The following is a 15,978-nucleotide window of genomic DNA, read 5'->3' on the forward strand; positions in this document are numbered from 1 at the left end:
CTCAGCCGGCCGTGCCGGCAGGGGCGGGGGCGGCGGCGGAGGCGGAGGCCGCGGGGGCCGCGCCGGTCGGGCCGGGCGAGGCCGTCGGGCCCGCCGCCGCCCGGGCGAGGGAGGCGTGCGTGACCCGGCCGATGTGCGTGACGAGTTCACCGACGGACATGGCGAGGATGGCGTCCATGTCCTTCTCCGCCAGGAAGCCCATCAGGTCCACCTCGGCGCCGTAGCGGTGGTGGAGCAGTTCGGCGAGCGCGACGAACTCGATGCTCTCCAGGGCGAGATCCTCGTTGAACGTCGTCTTCATCGTGACCTCATCCGCGAGCAGGTATTCGTCGCCGACGATCTCCACCAGCATGCCGGTGATCTCGGCGAGGATGTCAGTTGCCATGACGTGTCTCCGTGAGGTGGAAGGGGACGGGGGGAGCGGCCGCGCCGTGGGCGGTCCAGGCGACGACGTGGTCGAGCGGTCCGGAGCCGAGCAGGGCGGTGGCGATGGCGTACGGGTGCCCCTCGGGGGAGCGCACCAGCAGGCCGCCGCAGTCCGGGTCGCCGGACACGCGCCAGTCCCGCGGCCGGCCGCCGAGCCCGCTGCCCTCCGCCTTGGCGGCGGCCTCCTTGGCGCACCACAGGGCGGTGAGCGCGGCCGGCAGGCCGGTGCCCTCGCGGGCGGCGAGCGCCTCGGCCAGGCGGAGTTCGTCCGGTCCGAGAGCGATGCGGATCAGCGCCTCCGGGTCGGCGGTCACCGGCTCCACGTCGATCCCGACCGCCCGGCCGGGGTGGGCGAGGGCGACGGCGATCCGGTCCTTGTGGGCGATGCTCAGCCGGAAGCCGCGGGCGAGCGGCCCCTCGGCCAGCGGCCGGCCGGCGGGGTCGTTGCCGACGGGCACCTCCGCCGGGAAGACCGGCCCGGCGCCGCCGTCCCACAGCAGCTGCCGCAGCGCGTCCTTGGCCGCGATCCGGCCCAGCAGCCAGGGCGCCCGGGCGCGCGGCGACAGCCGCTCGTAGGCCGCCCGTTCGGCGGCGCCCAGGTAGCGGCGCATCACCAGCTCCTGGGAGGCGGGGTCGGACCAGCGGCGCCGGGCCAGGCACCAGCCGGCGGCCTGCGGTTCGCCGATGCCGCACACCTCCGGGGTGAACTTCATCGGCCAGACCCGCTCGTCCGCGCCGAAACGGCGGTACGTCCACCCCTCGATCCGCGCCCACACCTCGCCGTCGGAGGCCCGGCGCAGCTCGACGTCGCCGCGCACGGTGACATCGCGCACCTCGCGGATCCGGGCGGTGGCGGAGACGAGCTCCTGCGGGGCGGGCGGGGGCCCGGAGAACCGGACGCGGTCCACGGTGGCCGGGAACACCAGCCGGTCCACCGGCAGGCGCAGCTGCATCCAGTGCCCGAACAGCTGGCCGGCCGCGTCGAGCAGCGCCCCCGGGTCGGGGAGCGCCCGCAGCACCCCCTGGATGCCGTCCGATCCGACGGTCCGCACCTCGTGCACGGCGGCGAAGCGGGGGCCGTGGAACATCCACCGGTCCCGGTAGAGGGCCTCGGCGCTGACGGGGGCGGGCTGCGGGTCGCGCAGGGGCGTGGTGTCGGGCGCGGGCGGGGGCCCGTACCGCTCGCCGAGCAGGACGACCACCGAGGCGTACTCCCCGAGCGCGACGCGGTACCGGCCGGGCCCGTCGCCCCGCACGGCCACCTCGACGTCGAGGGCCGGTTCCGCGGGGAGCCAGCGCAGGGCCCGTACGTCCTCGTAGCCGAGGACGGCGAGGCCGGGCGGGGCGTACCGGCGGGCGGCGTCGGCCGCCAGCTCCAGCATGGTGGTCATGGGGACGACGGGGAACCGGTCGGAGTCCTCCGGCCAGCCGTCGGGCTGGAGGTACACGCAGTGGTCCCGTACGTAGGGCAGTGCGGCCAGCGAGACGCGCAGGGTGTGGTTCCCCGTGGCCCTTTCCGGACCGTGGACGCGCGGTGCGTGCGGTGGGGGTTCGGCCGACCAGGCCTCGGTGACGGTCCGGACCGCCGCGCGGGTGTCTTCGAGGACCGCGTCGAGGGCGGACAGCAGGACCGGGCGACCGCCGGCCGGTGCGGCCCGAGCGGGGGACGGTGCCGCCGGCAGGAGGGTGCCGATGGCGGTACGGGCCTCCTCACCGAGGCGGACCAGGGGCGAACCGAGGTCCAGCGGGACGGCCCGGCCCGGCGCGGCGGCCGCGGGCTGGGCGCCGCCCCGCACCGTACGCGCGGGGCCGGCCCGTTCCGGTGCCGGATCGGTGGGGAGCAGCCGTTCCCAGCGCGGCGCGTGCCCCTCCACCCACAGCGCGGCGCAGGTGCGGCCCAGGGAGGCCAGGCCGGGCAGGCGCGGGGAGGAGGTGGACACCGAGAGGTGGGGACGTTCGCGCAAGGTGTCCTCGACGAACCCGGGCAGGCTGCCCGGGCCCAGCGTGACGAAGCTCCGGACGCCCTGCTCCTCGTAGAGGCGCAGCGTCAGCTCGCGGAAGCGGACGGGCTCCAGGAGGTGGCGTACGACCAGGTCCCGGACCTCCTGCGGGGCCTCGGGGAACGGCGCGCACGTGGTCGCCGACCAGACCGGGAGGGCCCCGGGCCGCAGCGGAAGCCGCGCGAAGGCGGCGCGGACCTGGCCGAGGTACGGCTCCCACATCGGCGTGTGGAACCCCGAACGGAACGGCAGCTCCTGCCCGAGCACCCCCTCGCCGCGCAACCGTTCCACGACGGCCGCCACCTGCTCCGGATCCCCGCAGACCACCGACTGGTGCGGGCAGTTGTCGTGGCTGACCACCACCCGGTCCAGCCCGTGGAGCGCCGCCTCGGCCCGCCGCGCACCGCAGCCCAGCGCCGCGTACACGAGGTCCGGGACCTTCAGCGAGCCGGGCCGCAGCGAGTCGAGGAACGTGTCGGCCGCCTCCTGCGGGTACATGCCGGCGGCCACCATCGCCGCCCATTCGCCCAGGCTGTGGCCCGCCAGCACATCGGCTTCGATCCCGAGGCCGGGCAGGACCCGGGCGAAGAAGCGGCCCGTCGCGAGGGCGTCGAGGGCCCGTTCCACCAGCGACGCACCGCCGGTGAGGCGGGGCCGGATGAGGCGGAGCCGGTCGGCGACGTCGTCCACGACCGGCGCGAACTCCGGCTCCAGGCCGGGGAACAGGAACGCGACCCGGCCGCCCAGCGGCTCCGGCGTGAACCACACGTCGCCCCTGCCCCGCCAGGGCCGGCCGCGCACCACGACCTTCGCGGCCAGCGCGAGCCGCTGGGGCGTCGGCCCGAGCACCGCGAGCCGGCAGGGGCCCGCGCCCAGGACGGCCACCGGGGACCCGGGCGCCGCGGCCGCGGCCGCCGGGGTCGCGGACGCCAGCCTCGCCGACAACTCTGCCGTGCTGTCCGCCGCCAGCAGCAGTACGTCGCCTCGTACGGGCCCGCCGGCCGGTTCGGCCACGCCGACCAGCGCGGCGCCGCCGGCCAGTGCGCTCCCGCCGGCCGGGGCGGCCGGGCCGCCCAGCGGCAGGAAGCGGCGGACCGGGGGCGTGGGCCGGGCCGCGGTCCCCGGGGCCTCCTCCAGCACCACGTGCGCGTTGATCCCGCCGAAGCCGAACGCGTTGACCCCGGCCCGGCGGGGCGCCGGTCCGCGCTCCCACGGCTCGGCGGACGTCACCGGCCGCATCCGGGTCCGGGCCAGGTCCGGGTGCGGCTCCTCCAGGTGCAGCGTCGGCGGCAGCACCCCCTCGTGCACCGCGAGCGCGGCCTTGATCAGCCCGGCCATGCCCGAGGCCTGCATGGTGTGGCCGAGCATCGACTTCACCGAGCCGAAGCCGATGTCGAAGCCTCCGCCGGTACCCCTGCCTCCTCCGTTCCGATCCGGCGCACCGAACACCTGGGCCAGCGTGTCCAGTTCGGCCGCGTCCCCGATCGGTGTGCCCGTGCCGTGCGCCTCCAGCAGGCCCAGCGCGCCGGGCGCCCGGGGATCCAGGCCGGCCTCCCGCCAGGCCCGTTCCAGTGCCCGTACCTGGCCCGCGACCAGCGGACTCATCAGGCTGGCCGCCCGGCCGTCCCCGGCCACCCCGGTCCCGCGGATCACCGCGTACACGCGGTCGCCGTCCCGCTCCGCGTCCGCCAGCCGCTTCAGCAGCACCACGCCCGTGCCCTCGGACAGCAGCGTCCCGTCCGCCCTGCGGTCGAAGGGCCGGATCCGCTCGCTCGGGCTCAGCGCCCGCAGCTGCGTGAACACGCTCCACAGCGTGGCGATGTGGCAGTGGTGCACGGCCCCGGCGACCACCGCGTCGCAGCGGCCGCCCGCCAGCAGCCCCACCGCCTGGTCCACGGCCAGCAGGGAGGAGGCGCAGGCCGCGTCCAGGGTGTAGGCGGGGCCGCGGAAGTCCAGCCGGTTCGCGGTGCGGGCGGCCGTGAAACTCGGCACCAGCCCGATCGACGCGTCCGGCCGCTCCGGCCCCAGCGCATCCTGGAAGGCCGACCGCACCTGCGCGATCCGCCCCTCGCCGAGCTCGGGCGCGAGCTCCCGTAGCGTCTGCGCCAACTGGTGGGCCGTACGCACCCGTTGGTCCAGCCTGGCCGTGGCCACCCCCATGAAACCGCCGCGCCCCAGCACCACCCCGATCCGGGAGCGGTCGGCCGGCAGGCGGTCCTCGCCGCCCGCGTCCGCGATCGCCTCCGCCGTCGCGTGCAGGGCCAGCATCTGGTCCGGCTCCGCGCCCTCCACGGCGGCCGGCATGATCCCGAACCGGGTCGGGTCGAAGGCGGCCAGCCCGTCGACGAAGCCTCCGCGGCGGCAGTAGAAGCGGTCGCCGGCCGCCGGGCCGGTGGCGCCGTCCGGGTCGTAGTACACCTCCGGGTCCCAGCGGCCGGGCGGGACCTCGCCGATGGAGTCCGTACCGGCCAGGAGGTTGCGCCGGTAGGAGGCCAGGTCGGCGGCGCCCGGGTACACCGCGCCCATGCCGACGATCGCGGCGTCGGTGGGGCGGGGGGCGGCGCGCCGGTCGTGGTCACTCATCGCCTTCGGCCTCCTCCGCCGGTGCTGCCATCAGGACGACCTGTACGGCCGTGCCGTGCGTGAGTTCGGCGAGGAAAGCGGCGGCGCCGGCCTCCGGGGCGATGAGCGGGATGCCGCGTCGGGCGTACGCACGCTCCAGCTCGGGGGTCACCATGCCGCCCGCCTCCGCCGCCCACGGGCCCCAGTCCACGGCCAGCACCCGGCCCGGGAAGGTCTCCGCCCAGGTGTGCGCCAGGCCGTCCAGGGCCTCGTTGGCCGCGGCGTAGTCGGTCTGGCCGCGGTTGCCGTACACCCCGGCGACGCTGCCGAACAGGGCCAGGAACCGGGGGGCGGGGCACGGGCCGTGCTCGGCGGCCGCGGCGGCCAGGTGGCGGGCTCCGGCCACCTTGGTGGTGAACACCTCGGTGAAGTCGGCCGGTTGCTTGTCGCGCAGCAGCCCGTCGCGCAGGATGCCGGCGCCGTGCACGATCCCGTCCAGGCGGCCGTGGCGGGCCCGGACATCGGCCACCACGGCCCGAACGGCCTGCTCGTCCGTCACGTCGGCGCAGTGGTAGCGCACGGAGGCCGCCGCGCCGGCGAGTGCGGCGAGGGTGGCCCGGATCTCGCGCTCGGCGAGGATCCGCGAGGCGGCCGACTCGATGTCGGCCGGCTTGCGCAGGCCGGTGGCGATCAGGGCGGCGCGGAGGGCCACCCGGTCCTGGGCGTGGGCGTACGCGTCGTCGGCGGTGGTGTTCGGCGCGGGGGTGCGGCCGATCAGTTCGATGTGGCAGCCGGTGGTGCGCGCCAGGGCCAGGGCGGTGCGGGCGGTGATGCCGCGGGCGCCGCCGGTGAGGAGGACCACGGAGCCGGGGGGTAGCGGCGGGGTTCCGTCGGTCGGGGGGAGGGGGGTGGGGACCGGGTGGCGGGTGAAGCGGGTGCCGTCCGCGGCGTAGCCGATGGAGGGCGGGGTGGCGTTGGCTCCTCCGCTTCCGCTGCTTCCGTCGCTTTCGTTGGTTCCGTCCTCTGTGCAGCTCAGTTCCGTGAGGAGGTGCGTTGCGATGTGTTCCGGGTCCGCCTTGGGGTGGATTTCCACCGCGCGGATCAGCGTGCCGGGGAATTCGAGGGCGGCGCTGCGGGCGAAGCCGTGCAGGCCGGCGCCGGGGGTGCCGGGGGTGGTGACGAGGAGCAGCCGGGACAGGCCCGCGGTCAGGGCGCGTTGCAGGGCCGGGAAGGCCTCGGGGAGGAGCGGGTCGGCGCCCGGGCGGAGCGCGGACAGGTCGACGATCGCGTCGAAGTCCGGGTCCGGCTCGGGCAGGAGCCGCACCTCGGTGCCCTGGGCGCGCAGGGCGTCGGCGAGCGCCCGTGACACGTTCTGGGCGTCTTCGACGATCCCGACGCGGAGGCCGCGCAGGGCCGCCGGGTCGTGGGCCGGTACCGGGGCGGGCAGGACGTCCACGCGGAGGCGGGCCATCGGGGGCGCGGCGGGAAGTGGTTCGGGAAGTGGTTCGGGGGTGCCACCGGCTTCGGTGTCCTGCGTGGCGCGCCCGGTTCCGCCCGGGGCGTCCGGTGTGCGGGCCATGAGCCAGTCCACGATTCCGCGGAGGGTCTTGATGCGGGACAGTTCCTCGACGGCGTTGCCGTTCGGGTCCGCGGGGAGGTCGATGCGGTCGGCCAGGGCGGCGATGATCTCGACGCGCTTGATGGAGTCGATGGACAGGTCCGCTTCCAGGTCCAGCTCGGGGTCGAGCATGTCGAGGGGGTAGCCGGTGCGGGTGTGGACGATCTCCAGGACGGCGTCCATGAGCGACTCGGCGGACCGGTCCGCCCGCGGAGCGGGGCCGGTACCGGTGGGGGCGGTTCCGGCGGGGCCGGGCGCGCGCCGGGGCACCTCCTCGGGCGCCGAACGTGACCAGGGGTCGGAGGGTGGCATCGGGACAGTGTTCGGCGCCCTGCGGGGGCGCCCCGCCCCACGCCCGTCCCCGCCGGAACCGTCCGCGGGGGTGCCCAGGTAGCCCAGGAGGACGTCGCGTTGGGCCTCCACCAGTTCGCGGGCGCCCCTGAGGTATTCCATGACGGCTTCCTCGCGCCGGTCCGAGGCCGGCAGGGGGATGCGGGTGGGAGGCCGGAGGCCTACCGGGGTGCCGGCCGCGGTGCGCACCAGGTGGCCGTCCACCAGCCAGCCCGGCCGGTTCGGGGCCCGTTCGGGGAGGCGGGTCGTCCGGCCGCGGAACAGGGCTTCGGGGGAGAGGGGCACTCCGGCACATGCGAGTTCCGCCAGCGCCGTCACGAGACGGGTGAGGCCGTGCTCGCCGGGTACGTCCAGCGGGACTGCCGTGTGGGGGCGGTCGTGGAGGATGCGGTCGATCAGGCCGGTCAGGACCCGGCCGGGGCCCGCCTCGACGAAGGTGCGGACGCCGGACGCGTACATGGCCTCGATCTGCTCCACGAAGCGTACGGGCTCCGCGACTTGGCGTGCGACGAGGCCGCGTATCGCCTCGGGAGCGGAGGGATAGGGGGCGGCCGTGGTGTTCGACCAGACCGGGATGGCGGGGGTGGCCACCGCGATCGCGGACAGTTCGGCGGCCAGGGTCGCGGATGCCGGTGCCACCAGTGGGCTGTGGAAGGCGCAGGCGACGGGGATCCGGTTCGCGGAGAGGCCTGCCGCGTTGAGCGCGGTCACCGCCTCGGCCACGGCGTCCGTGGGGCCCGAGATCACTGATTGGCGTGGGGCGTTGTGGTTTGCCACCACGCAACCGTTGGTGCTCGCCATCCCGCCTATCTCCTCCGGCGCGGCGGAGACGGCTGCCATGGACCCCGGGTCCGTGCCGGCGGCCGCCAGGATGGCTTCGGCGCGGCGGGTGCTCAGGTGGAAGAGGCTCTGCGTGTCGTACGCCTCCGCGGCCCAGAGGGCGGTGAGCTCGCCGTACGAGTGGCCCGCCACCGCGTCCGGGTGTACGCCGAGTCGGGCGAGGAGGGTGTGGGCCGCCGATCCGGCCAGGCCCAGGGCCGGCTGGGCCATGCGGGTGTCGGTGAGCGCCGTGCGCTGGGCCGAGCGCTGGTCGGTGCCGAAGGCCGCCGGGGGGAACATGGACGTGGTGACGGCGGGCGGGGCCTGGTGGAGGAGGTCCTGGAGGGACGGGAACGCCGTGAACAAGTCGGAGAGCATTCCCGGGCGTTGGCTGCCCTGGCCCGGGAAGACGAAGGCCACCCGGCCCGGGTCGGCCGACTCCTTCCGTACGTGGACACCCGGGGCGGCATCGAAGGCGCGGGCCTGTTCGAGCCGTGCCGTGAGTTCGTCCTGGTCGGCTGCCACGATCGCCACCTGGACGGGTGCGGTGCCGGTGGCCGTCTCCGCCGCGAGGTCGCGCAGCGGCCAGGGCCGGCCGGCCGCGTCGTTCTCCTCCAGCCGGGCCGCCAGCCGCGCCATCGACCGGGCCGCGGCCGCGCGGTCCTCGCCGCGGAAGCAGAAGAGTTCGGCGGGCCATTCCTCCAAGCCGTGGTGGGGCTCCTCCTCGTAACCGGTGAGCACGGCGTGGTAGTTGGTGCCGCCGAAACCGAAGGCGCTCACGCCCGCGATGCGTCGGCTCGGGGGCGCGGACCAGGGCCGGGCCTCCGTGTCGAAGGAGAAGGGGCTGCTCTCCTCCTGCCAGGCCGGGTTCGGCGTGTCGATGTGCAGGGTGGGCGGCCGCACGCCCGCGTGGACGGCCCGGGCCGCCTTGATCAGCCCGGCCAGGCCGGCCGCGCACTTGGTGTGCCCGAGCTGTGATTTCACCGAGCCCAGGGCGCAGGATCCCGGTGCGGCGCCCGATGTGGTGAACAGCTCGGTCAGGACGGTCAGTTCGGTGCTGTCGCCCACCACCGTGCCGGTGCCGTGCGCCTCGATCAGACCCACCTCGTCCGGGGTGATGCCGGCCCGGGCGTAGGCCCGCTCCAGTGCGCGGCGCTGCCCTTCGGGGCGGGGCGCGGTCAGGCCCAGGGAGCGGCCGTCGCTGGCGGCGCCGACCGCCTTGACCACGGCGTAGACCCGGTCGCCGGCCCGCTCGGCGTCCTCGAGCCGCTTGAGGACGAGCGCGCCGACGCCCTCGCCGAGGGCGATGCCGTCCGCGGAGGCGTCGAAGGGGCGGCAGCGGCCGGTGGGCGACAGGGCGCGGACCGAGGAGAACATCAGGTAGTCGTTGATGCCGTTGTGCACGTCGGCGCCGCCGCAGACCACCATGTCGCTGTCACCGTCCCGCAGTTGGCGGCAGGCGAGGTCCAGGGCGGCGAGGGAGGAGGCGCAGGCGGCGTCGACCGTGCAGTTCGCGCCGCCCAGGTCCAGGCGGTTGGCGACCCGGCCGGCGATGACGTTGGCGAGGATGCCGGGGAAGGAGTCCTCGGTGAGCCGCGGCAACTGCTCGTCCAGGGCGGCCGGGAGTTCGCCCAGGTAGGCCGGGAGCAGGGCGCGCAGGCCGTACGCGCCCGCCAGCTCGGTACCGGCCTCGGCGCCGAAGACCACCGAGGTCCGGGAGCGGTCGAAGTCCCGGTCCCGGCCGTAGCCGGCGTCCGCCAGGGCCCGCGCGGAGATCTCCAGGGAGAGCAGCTGGACCGGCTCGATCCCGGCGAGGGAGGCGGGCGGGATGCCGTGCGCGAGGGCGTCGAAGGGGACGGGGTCGAGGAAGCCGCCCCAGCGGGAGGGGGTGCGCTCGCCGGCCAGGGCCGGGTCGGCGTCGTAGTAGAGCTCCGGGTCCCAGCGCTCGGCCGGCACCTCGGTCACGGCGTCCTCCCCGGCCAGGATCCGCGCCCAGTAGGCGGCGAGGTCGGGTGCCCCCGGGTAGGCGCAGGCCATCCCGACGATGGCGATGTCGAGCGGATCGGCGGCGGGCCGCGGCTGCGGCTCCGGGGCGGTGACCTCCCGGGCCCGCCGCTCCAGGAACCGCGTCGCCCCCTCGGTGACCTGCGCGTGCAGCGCGGCCACGGTCGTGGTCCCGTCGCGCAGCGTCGCGGCCTGCCCGAGCATGAACAGCCCCTCGGCGTACTGCTCCGCGTCGCCGACGGACACCAACCGGCTCCCGCCGGGGGCGTCCGCCCCGGCGGCCCCGTCCGGCTGCGCCGGGTGGTCCGCCCCGGCCGGTGCGACCTCTCCGGAGGAGTCGCGGCGCAGGCCCTTCGAGGCCAGGCGGAGGCGGCCCAGGTTGAGGTGTTCCAGGTTCTCCCAGATCTCGCGGGGGGCGAGCCCGGCGGCCGTGAGGCGGTCGCGGGTGGCCTCGAAGGTGTCGGCGTACGGGGTCGCCGCGCAGCGGGTGGCGTGGCCGGGTGCGGTGTGCAGCAGCACGGTGTCCGTGCACTCCACCGCCGCCCGCTGGAACACGGGCCGGACCGCACCCGCGGCCACCGCCTCCTTGGTGAACAGGTACGCCGTGCCCATCAGCACCCCGATTCGCGCCCCCCGCTCGGCCAGCGGTGCCGCGGCCGCCACCGCCATCGCGGCGGAGCGCTCGTCGTGGATGCCGCCCGCGAACAGCACGTCCAGGGAGGCCGGTTCGGGGCAGGACAGCAGCCGCTCGATCTGCTCCTCCCACAGGGGAAAGGAAGCCCTCGGCCCGACGTGGCCCCCGCACTCCAGGCCCTCGAACACGAACCGCCGTGCCCCCTCGGCGAGATATCGCTCCAGCAGCCCCGGCGACGGCACGTGCAGATGGGTCCGGATCCCGGCGGCCTCCAGCGGAGCCGCCTGCGCCGGGGTGCCGCCCGCGATGATCGCGTACGGCGGGCGGGCCTCGGCCACGGCCGCCAGTTGCTCACGCCGCAGCCCGTCCGGGGCGAAGCCGAGCAGGCCCACGCCCCAGGGGCGCTCCCCGAGCCGCTCGGCGCTCTCGGCGAGGAGCCGGCGGACGTCCGGGCCCGGCATGACCGCGAGCGCCAGGTACGGGACCCCGCCCGCCGCGGCCACCGCCTCGGCGAAGGCCGCCTGGTCGCTGACCCGGGTCATCGGCCCCTGGGCGACGGGCAGGGCCCGCTCCAGCGGCCGGGCCCGTACGGCGGCGGCCAGGTGCCCGGTGACGGCCTCCCGCACGGCCTGGAGCACCCCGCCCGTGGTCCGGTACCGGTCGGCGAGGCGGGCCGCCGCCGCCCCGTCCTGCCCGACGGGCAGGAGCTGCGTCCGCAGGTCCCGGGCGCCCAGCAGCGCGGCGACCGGCCCGTCCGGCGGGTCGGGCAGGTCGGGCCGCGTGAACACCCGGTGACCGTCGCGGAGTCGGGTCTCCGAGCCGTCCATCGTGCGGATCGCCGCGGCCACTTCGGCGGGCAGGGCCTGTTCACCTTCCGTGGTCAGGGCGAGTTGTACGTCGAGCAGCACCCCGGCGGCCCCGCCCGCGACCGCCGCGGCCGCCGTGTGCGGCCCGATCCCGCCGTACGCCCGTACGGGCACCCCGGGCCCCGGGTCGGCCAGTAGCTGCTGGAGCAGGACGAAGGTGGTGCTCCCGCCGACCCGGCCGCCGGCCTCGTGGCCCTTGGCGACGAGCGCCCCCGCCCCGGCGGCCACGGCGGTCGCGGCCTGCGCCGGACCGGTGACCTCGGCCCACACCCGGGGCCGGCCGGCCGCCCCGGCCCAGGCGGCGACCTGCTCCGGGGTGTGCGCCGCGGGATCGGCCAGCAGCACGGTGTCCACGGCGGACGGCAGCTCCGCGGGCCCGGTCGGGCAGCCTACGGGCACCCGCACCCCGTAGCGGCGGCCGCCGCGGAGCCGGCGGGCCAGCTCCGCGAAGGCGCGCCGCGCGGCGGTCGCGTCCCGGCCGAGGTCGAGCAGCCCGAGGGCCCCGGCGCGCTCGGCGGCGGACACGATCCGCGGGTGTGGCTCCTCGAACGGGCTGACCGCGACGACCAGATCGCGGACGGCGGGGACGGGCTGCGGGGGCTGGGGGGTCACGGGCGCTCCTCTTCCAGTGCTGTGTGACATGGCGCAAATGCAGGGCGGAAGAACGGGGGAGAGCGATGAAGACTGCGGACCGGGCGGCGCACGCGCACACCGGCCGGGAATCCCGGCCGATCGGAGGGGCGGGCTTGAACAACGGTCAAGTTCCCGGACGCCGCGATGCATCGTGCGGGGGGCGCCTCACACTGTCAACAGCCATACGGAGTACGATCCTTCGCTCCCGCGGCACGCGCAGACCGCTCGGAACCCGCCCCGGGCGGACCGGCACCACACCCCCGCCGCGCCGGTGACCTGCGGCGATTCCCGCCCGGGTGGGCCGGCCCCGATGCGCGGGCCGGCGCGGGGGATCCGGAGGGCTCATGCCGCACCGGCATGTCTCGCCGCCGACCCGGCATGAACTCCCGCCCATACTCGGACAGTTGTTCATCCGTCGGGCCCTTACGGGTACAACCTCGCGCCGTTACCGTCCGGTCATGACCCCCACACTCGCGCAACTCCGCTACCTCGTCGCCGTTGCCGACTGCCGGTCCATCACCGGCGCGGCGGCCTCCGTCTTCGTCGCCCAGTCCGCCCTCTCCCGGGCCGTCCAGGCCATGGAACGCGACCTGGGCGTCGAACTCCTCGCCCGCCGGGGAAGGGGGGTGGACCTCACACCGGAAGGGGCCCGGGTCGTCCGGCTGGCCCGCACCGTGCTCAACGCGGTCGAGGCCATAGACGACATAGGCACACCCCACGGCAAGGACTCCCGGGGCGCCCTCACCCTCGTCACCACACCCACCCTCGCCCTCGACCTGGCCACCGACCTGGTCGCCGCGTTCACCGAACGCCACCCCGGCGTGGACGTGCGGCTGCAGCAGCACGACAGCCGCGAGGCCCTCGTCCAGGAACTGAACCAAGGGCGCGCCGAGTTGGCCCTCGTCGACCTGCCGGTCGACAAGGAGCTCTCCACCCACCACATCCAGGAGCGCGAGGTGGTGCTGATCTCCCCGATCGGCTCCCGGCTGCCCCACCCCGTGCCGTTCCGCATGCTCGACGGGCTCCCGATGGTGCTGCCCACCCCGGGAACCGGCCGCCGCACCGAGATGGAGGCCATGTTCAGCTGCCTCGGGGTCCGCCCCGTGCCCTCCCTGGAGGTCGACGAACGACTCGCCTGGGTGACCGGGGTGACCGACGGCCGCGGCTCCCTCATCTGGTACCGGGACGTGGTCTCACGGGCCTTCGGCAGCAGGGCGGAGATCCGCTCCTTCACCCCGCCCCTGCTGCGCCCGGTGGGCATCGCGCACGCCCGGCGGCCGCTGAGCCGCGCGGCCCGCGCGTTCATCGCGCACGCCGGGCGCAAGGCCCCGGTCCGGGAGCCGGTGCGCTGAGCGGGACATGCCGGGACGGCATTGAACGATGCTCGAACGGGGGGTGGTTGGGCCTGGTGTCATCGGCCGATGCCGCCTCACATGGTCCGCATGTCACGACTCCTGACAGCCCCACGGGCCGCCGCCGCCCTCGCGACCGCGGTCCTCGCCACGATCCTGCCCGCGGTGGCCTGGATGGCCGGCGCCGGCGCCGCCCCGGCCGCCGCCGCGGTCCCGGGCGCCCCCGCGGCCGCCGCCGCCCCGGCGCCGGAGAAGAAGTGCACCCTGCCCGGCGGCCTGGCCGAGCTCAGCGGGCTCGCGATGAGCCGCCGACACCCGGGCGTCTTCTACGCCGTCAACGACAGCGGGAACACCAATCAGGTCTTCGCGATCGACTGCAGCGGCCCCACCGGCGTGCTCAAGGCCACCCTCACCGTGTCCGGGGTCGGCAACACCGACTGGGAGGGCCTGGCGATCGGCAAGGACGCCGCCGGCGGACCGGTGATCCTGGTCGGAGACATCGGCGACAACTTCAGCGGCCGCGCCGAGATCACCGTCCATGGCTTCGCCGAGCCCGCGCAGCTCGCGAACGCCACGGTGACGCCCACGACTTACCGCTTCGCCTACGCGGACGGCAAGCACGACGCCGAGTCCCTGCTCGCCGACCCCGTCACCGGCCGGCTCTACATCGCGAGCAAGCTCATCGGAGCCGCGGGCCAGCTCTACCAGGCTCCGCTCCCGCCCGTGACCGGGCAGGTCAACACCCTCACCCCTGTCCGGCCCGGCCCGGTGTTCGCCACCGACGGCGCCTTCTCGCCGACGGGAGCCTCGTACACCCTGCGCAGCGGCGGACCGCTGGGCGCCAACACGGCCTCCGTGTACGACACGGCGGGGACCAAGCTCGCGGACGTGGCACTGCCCGCCCAGTCGCAGGGCGAGACGGTGACGTACGCCGACTGCGCGAACCTGCTCGTCGGGTCGGAGAACGACACCCAGATCTGGCGGGTGCCGCTGCCGCCGGAGGCCACGCCGGGCTGCGGCACGACCCCGACGCCCACACCGACGCCCACACCCACACCCACGCCGACACCCACTCCTACCCCGACCCCGACTCCGACGCCCACTCCCGGTGACCTGAAGGTCACCAACCCCGGCCCGCAGACGTGCAGGTTCAACCAGTCCTGCGCCATCCAGCTCACCGCCACCGGCGGCAAGTCGCCCGTCCGGTACGCAGCCTCCGGCCTGCCCTGGGGCCTGACCCTCGACGCCGCCTCCGGACGCATCACCGGCAAGCCCTGGAGCAGCGGAACCGTCCAGGTCACGGCCACCGCGACCGACTCCGCCGGAGCCACCGCGGGCACGTCCTTCGCACTGACCGTCACATGGTTCTGAGACGGGCAGGGGGCGGGCTTGTACAACCTGCCCCCGAAGCCGCACTGTTGACCGAGCTTCGTTCATCAGGTCAGGAGATCCGGCTTGTCGTCCCACACTTCACCCGTCCCGCACGTCATCGACCCGGCGGGCGGCTGCCCGCACGCGCTGAACGCCCGGCTGCGCGCCCAGGGCGCCGTGGCCGAGGTCGTACTCCCCGGCGGGGTGCCCGGAGCGGTCGTCCTGGGGCACGACGCGCTGAAGGAGTTCCTCGCCGACCCCGACGTCGCCAAGGACGCCCGGCACTTCCCGGCCCTGCACGACGGCACCATCCCGCCGGACTGGCCGCTGCGCGTCTTCGCCAACGCGCAGGGCATGCACACCTCCGATGACGCCGACCACCGCCGGCTGCGCTCGCTGGTCGGCAAGGCCTTCACGGCCCGCCAGGTGGAGCGGCTGCGGCCGCGCGTCGAGGAGCTGACGGCCGGCCTCCTCGACGACCTCGGACGGGCGGCGGCCGAAGCCCCCGACGGGGTCGCCGACCTGTACGCGCACTTCGCCCTCCCGCTCCCCATGAGCGTCATCTGCGAGCTGCTCGGCGTGGACCCCGAGCACCGGGACCGCCTGCACCGGCTGACCAACAAGGTGATCATCGCCACCGACGTCACCCCCGCCGAGAAGATGGCGGCACTCCAGGAGCTCGTCGCCCTGACCGGTGTCATCGCGGCCGCCCGCCGGGAGGCCCCCGGAGAGGACCTCACCAGTGCTCTGATCGCCGCCCGCGAGGAGGACGGCGACCGGCTCAGCGAGATCGAACTCATCGGCACCATGCGGCTGATGCTGGTCGCGGGCCACGAGACCACCCTCAACCTGATAACCAACGCCGTCCGCGCCCTGTGCGCGCACCGCGACCAGCTCGCCCTCGTCCTGGACGGCAAGGCCACCTGGACGGACGTGGTGGACGAGACCCTGCGCTGGGACTCCCCGGTCAGCTGGTTCCCGTTCCGCTACCCCACCCGGGACCTGGACGTCGAAGGCACGGTCATCCCGCAGGGCACCCCGGTGCTCGCCGGATACAGTGCGGCCGGCCGCGACCAGGCCTTCCACGGCCCGGACGCCGACCGCTTCGACATCACCCGCCCCACGGCCGCCCGCAGCCTCTCCTTCGGCCACGGCGCGCACTACTGCATGGGCGCCCCGCTGGCCCGGCTGGAGGCCACCACCGCCCTGGAGCGGCTCTTCACCCGCTACCCGGACCTGGACCTCGCCGTACCCGAGGCCGAGATCCCGCACCAGCGCAGCTTCATCAGCAACAACGTGTCGTCCCTGCCCGTCCGCCTCGCACGGGCGGGCAGGAGTTGAG

General features: G+C 75.6%; 6 protein-coding genes. 3 read left to right on the top strand and 3 right to left on the bottom strand.

Annotated elements, in window-relative coordinates; translation table 11 throughout:
• Position 1: 1 nt before the first annotated feature.
• Genes ACFTXQ_RS11615 through ACFTXQ_RS11625 form a run of 3 tightly spaced genes read right to left on the bottom strand, consistent with a single transcriptional unit; the run spans position 2 to position 11,892 of the window.
• The gene (locus ACFTXQ_RS11615) at positions 2 to 385 is read right to left on the bottom strand and encodes an acyl carrier protein (RefSeq protein WP_382638712.1); all 384 of its coding nucleotides are present in this window, start codon (positions 383 to 385) and stop codon (positions 2 to 4) included.
• The gene (locus ACFTXQ_RS11620) at positions 375 to 5,009 is read right to left on the bottom strand and encodes a beta-ketoacyl synthase N-terminal-like domain-containing protein (protein WP_382638715.1); all 4,635 of its coding nucleotides are present in this window, start codon (positions 5,007 to 5,009) and stop codon (positions 375 to 377) included. The genes ACFTXQ_RS11615 and ACFTXQ_RS11620 overlap by 11 nt, the downstream gene beginning before the upstream one ends.
• On the bottom strand, positions 5,002 to 11,892 hold the full coding sequence (locus tag ACFTXQ_RS11625; protein WP_382638717.1) for an SDR family NAD(P)-dependent oxidoreductase: 6,891 nt from the start codon (positions 11,890 to 11,892) through the stop codon (positions 5,002 to 5,004). Before ACFTXQ_RS11625 ends, ACFTXQ_RS11620 begins: the two co-directional genes overlap by 8 nt.
• Positions 11,893 to 12,371: 479 nt before the next feature.
• Here ACFTXQ_RS11625 and ACFTXQ_RS11630 point away from each other — a divergent pair, with 479 nt between their 5' ends.
• The 3 genes from ACFTXQ_RS11630 (at position 12,372) to ACFTXQ_RS11640 (ending at position 15,977) form a co-directional block, all read left to right on the top strand.
• Positions 12,372 to 13,265: a LysR family transcriptional regulator gene (locus tag ACFTXQ_RS11630; RefSeq protein WP_382638720.1), complete on the top strand. Its 894-nt coding sequence runs from the start codon at positions 12,372 to 12,374 to the stop codon at positions 13,263 to 13,265.
• 90 nt (positions 13,266 to 13,355) lie between these two features.
• Positions 13,356 to 14,636 (top strand): putative Ig domain-containing protein, encoded by a 1,281-nt coding sequence (locus ACFTXQ_RS11635; RefSeq protein WP_382638723.1) that lies wholly within the window; start codon positions 13,356 to 13,358, stop codon positions 14,634 to 14,636.
• Between the two features lie 84 nt (positions 14,637 to 14,720).
• Positions 14,721 to 15,977 carry a cytochrome P450 gene (locus tag ACFTXQ_RS11640; protein ID WP_382638726.1) on the top strand — a complete coding sequence of 419 codons (1,257 nt, stop codon included), beginning with the start codon at positions 14,721 to 14,723 and terminating at the stop codon, positions 15,975 to 15,977.
• The last annotated feature ends 1 nt before the right edge of the window (position 15,978 follow it).

This window comes from Streptomyces sp. NPDC057010 (assembly GCF_042673805.1).
Lineage (GTDB): Bacteria > Actinomycetota > Actinomycetes > Streptomycetales > Streptomycetaceae > Streptomyces.

What these genes read in the sequence shown, in the direction of transcription:
- ACFTXQ_RS11615 (WP_382638712.1), bottom strand. Translation starts at nt 385, where the DNA reads ATGGCAACTGACATCCTCGCCGAGATCACCGGCATGCTGGTGGAGATC.
- ACFTXQ_RS11620 (WP_382638715.1), bottom strand. Translation starts at nt 5,009, where the DNA reads ATGAGTGACCACGACCGGCGCGCCGCCCCCCGCCCCACCGACGCCGCG.
- ACFTXQ_RS11630 (WP_382638720.1), top strand. Translation starts at nt 12,372, where the DNA reads ATGACCCCCACACTCGCGCAACTCCGCTACCTCGTCGCCGTTGCCGAC.
- ACFTXQ_RS11635 (WP_382638723.1), top strand. Translation starts at nt 13,356, where the DNA reads ATGTCACGACTCCTGACAGCCCCACGGGCCGCCGCCGCCCTCGCGACC.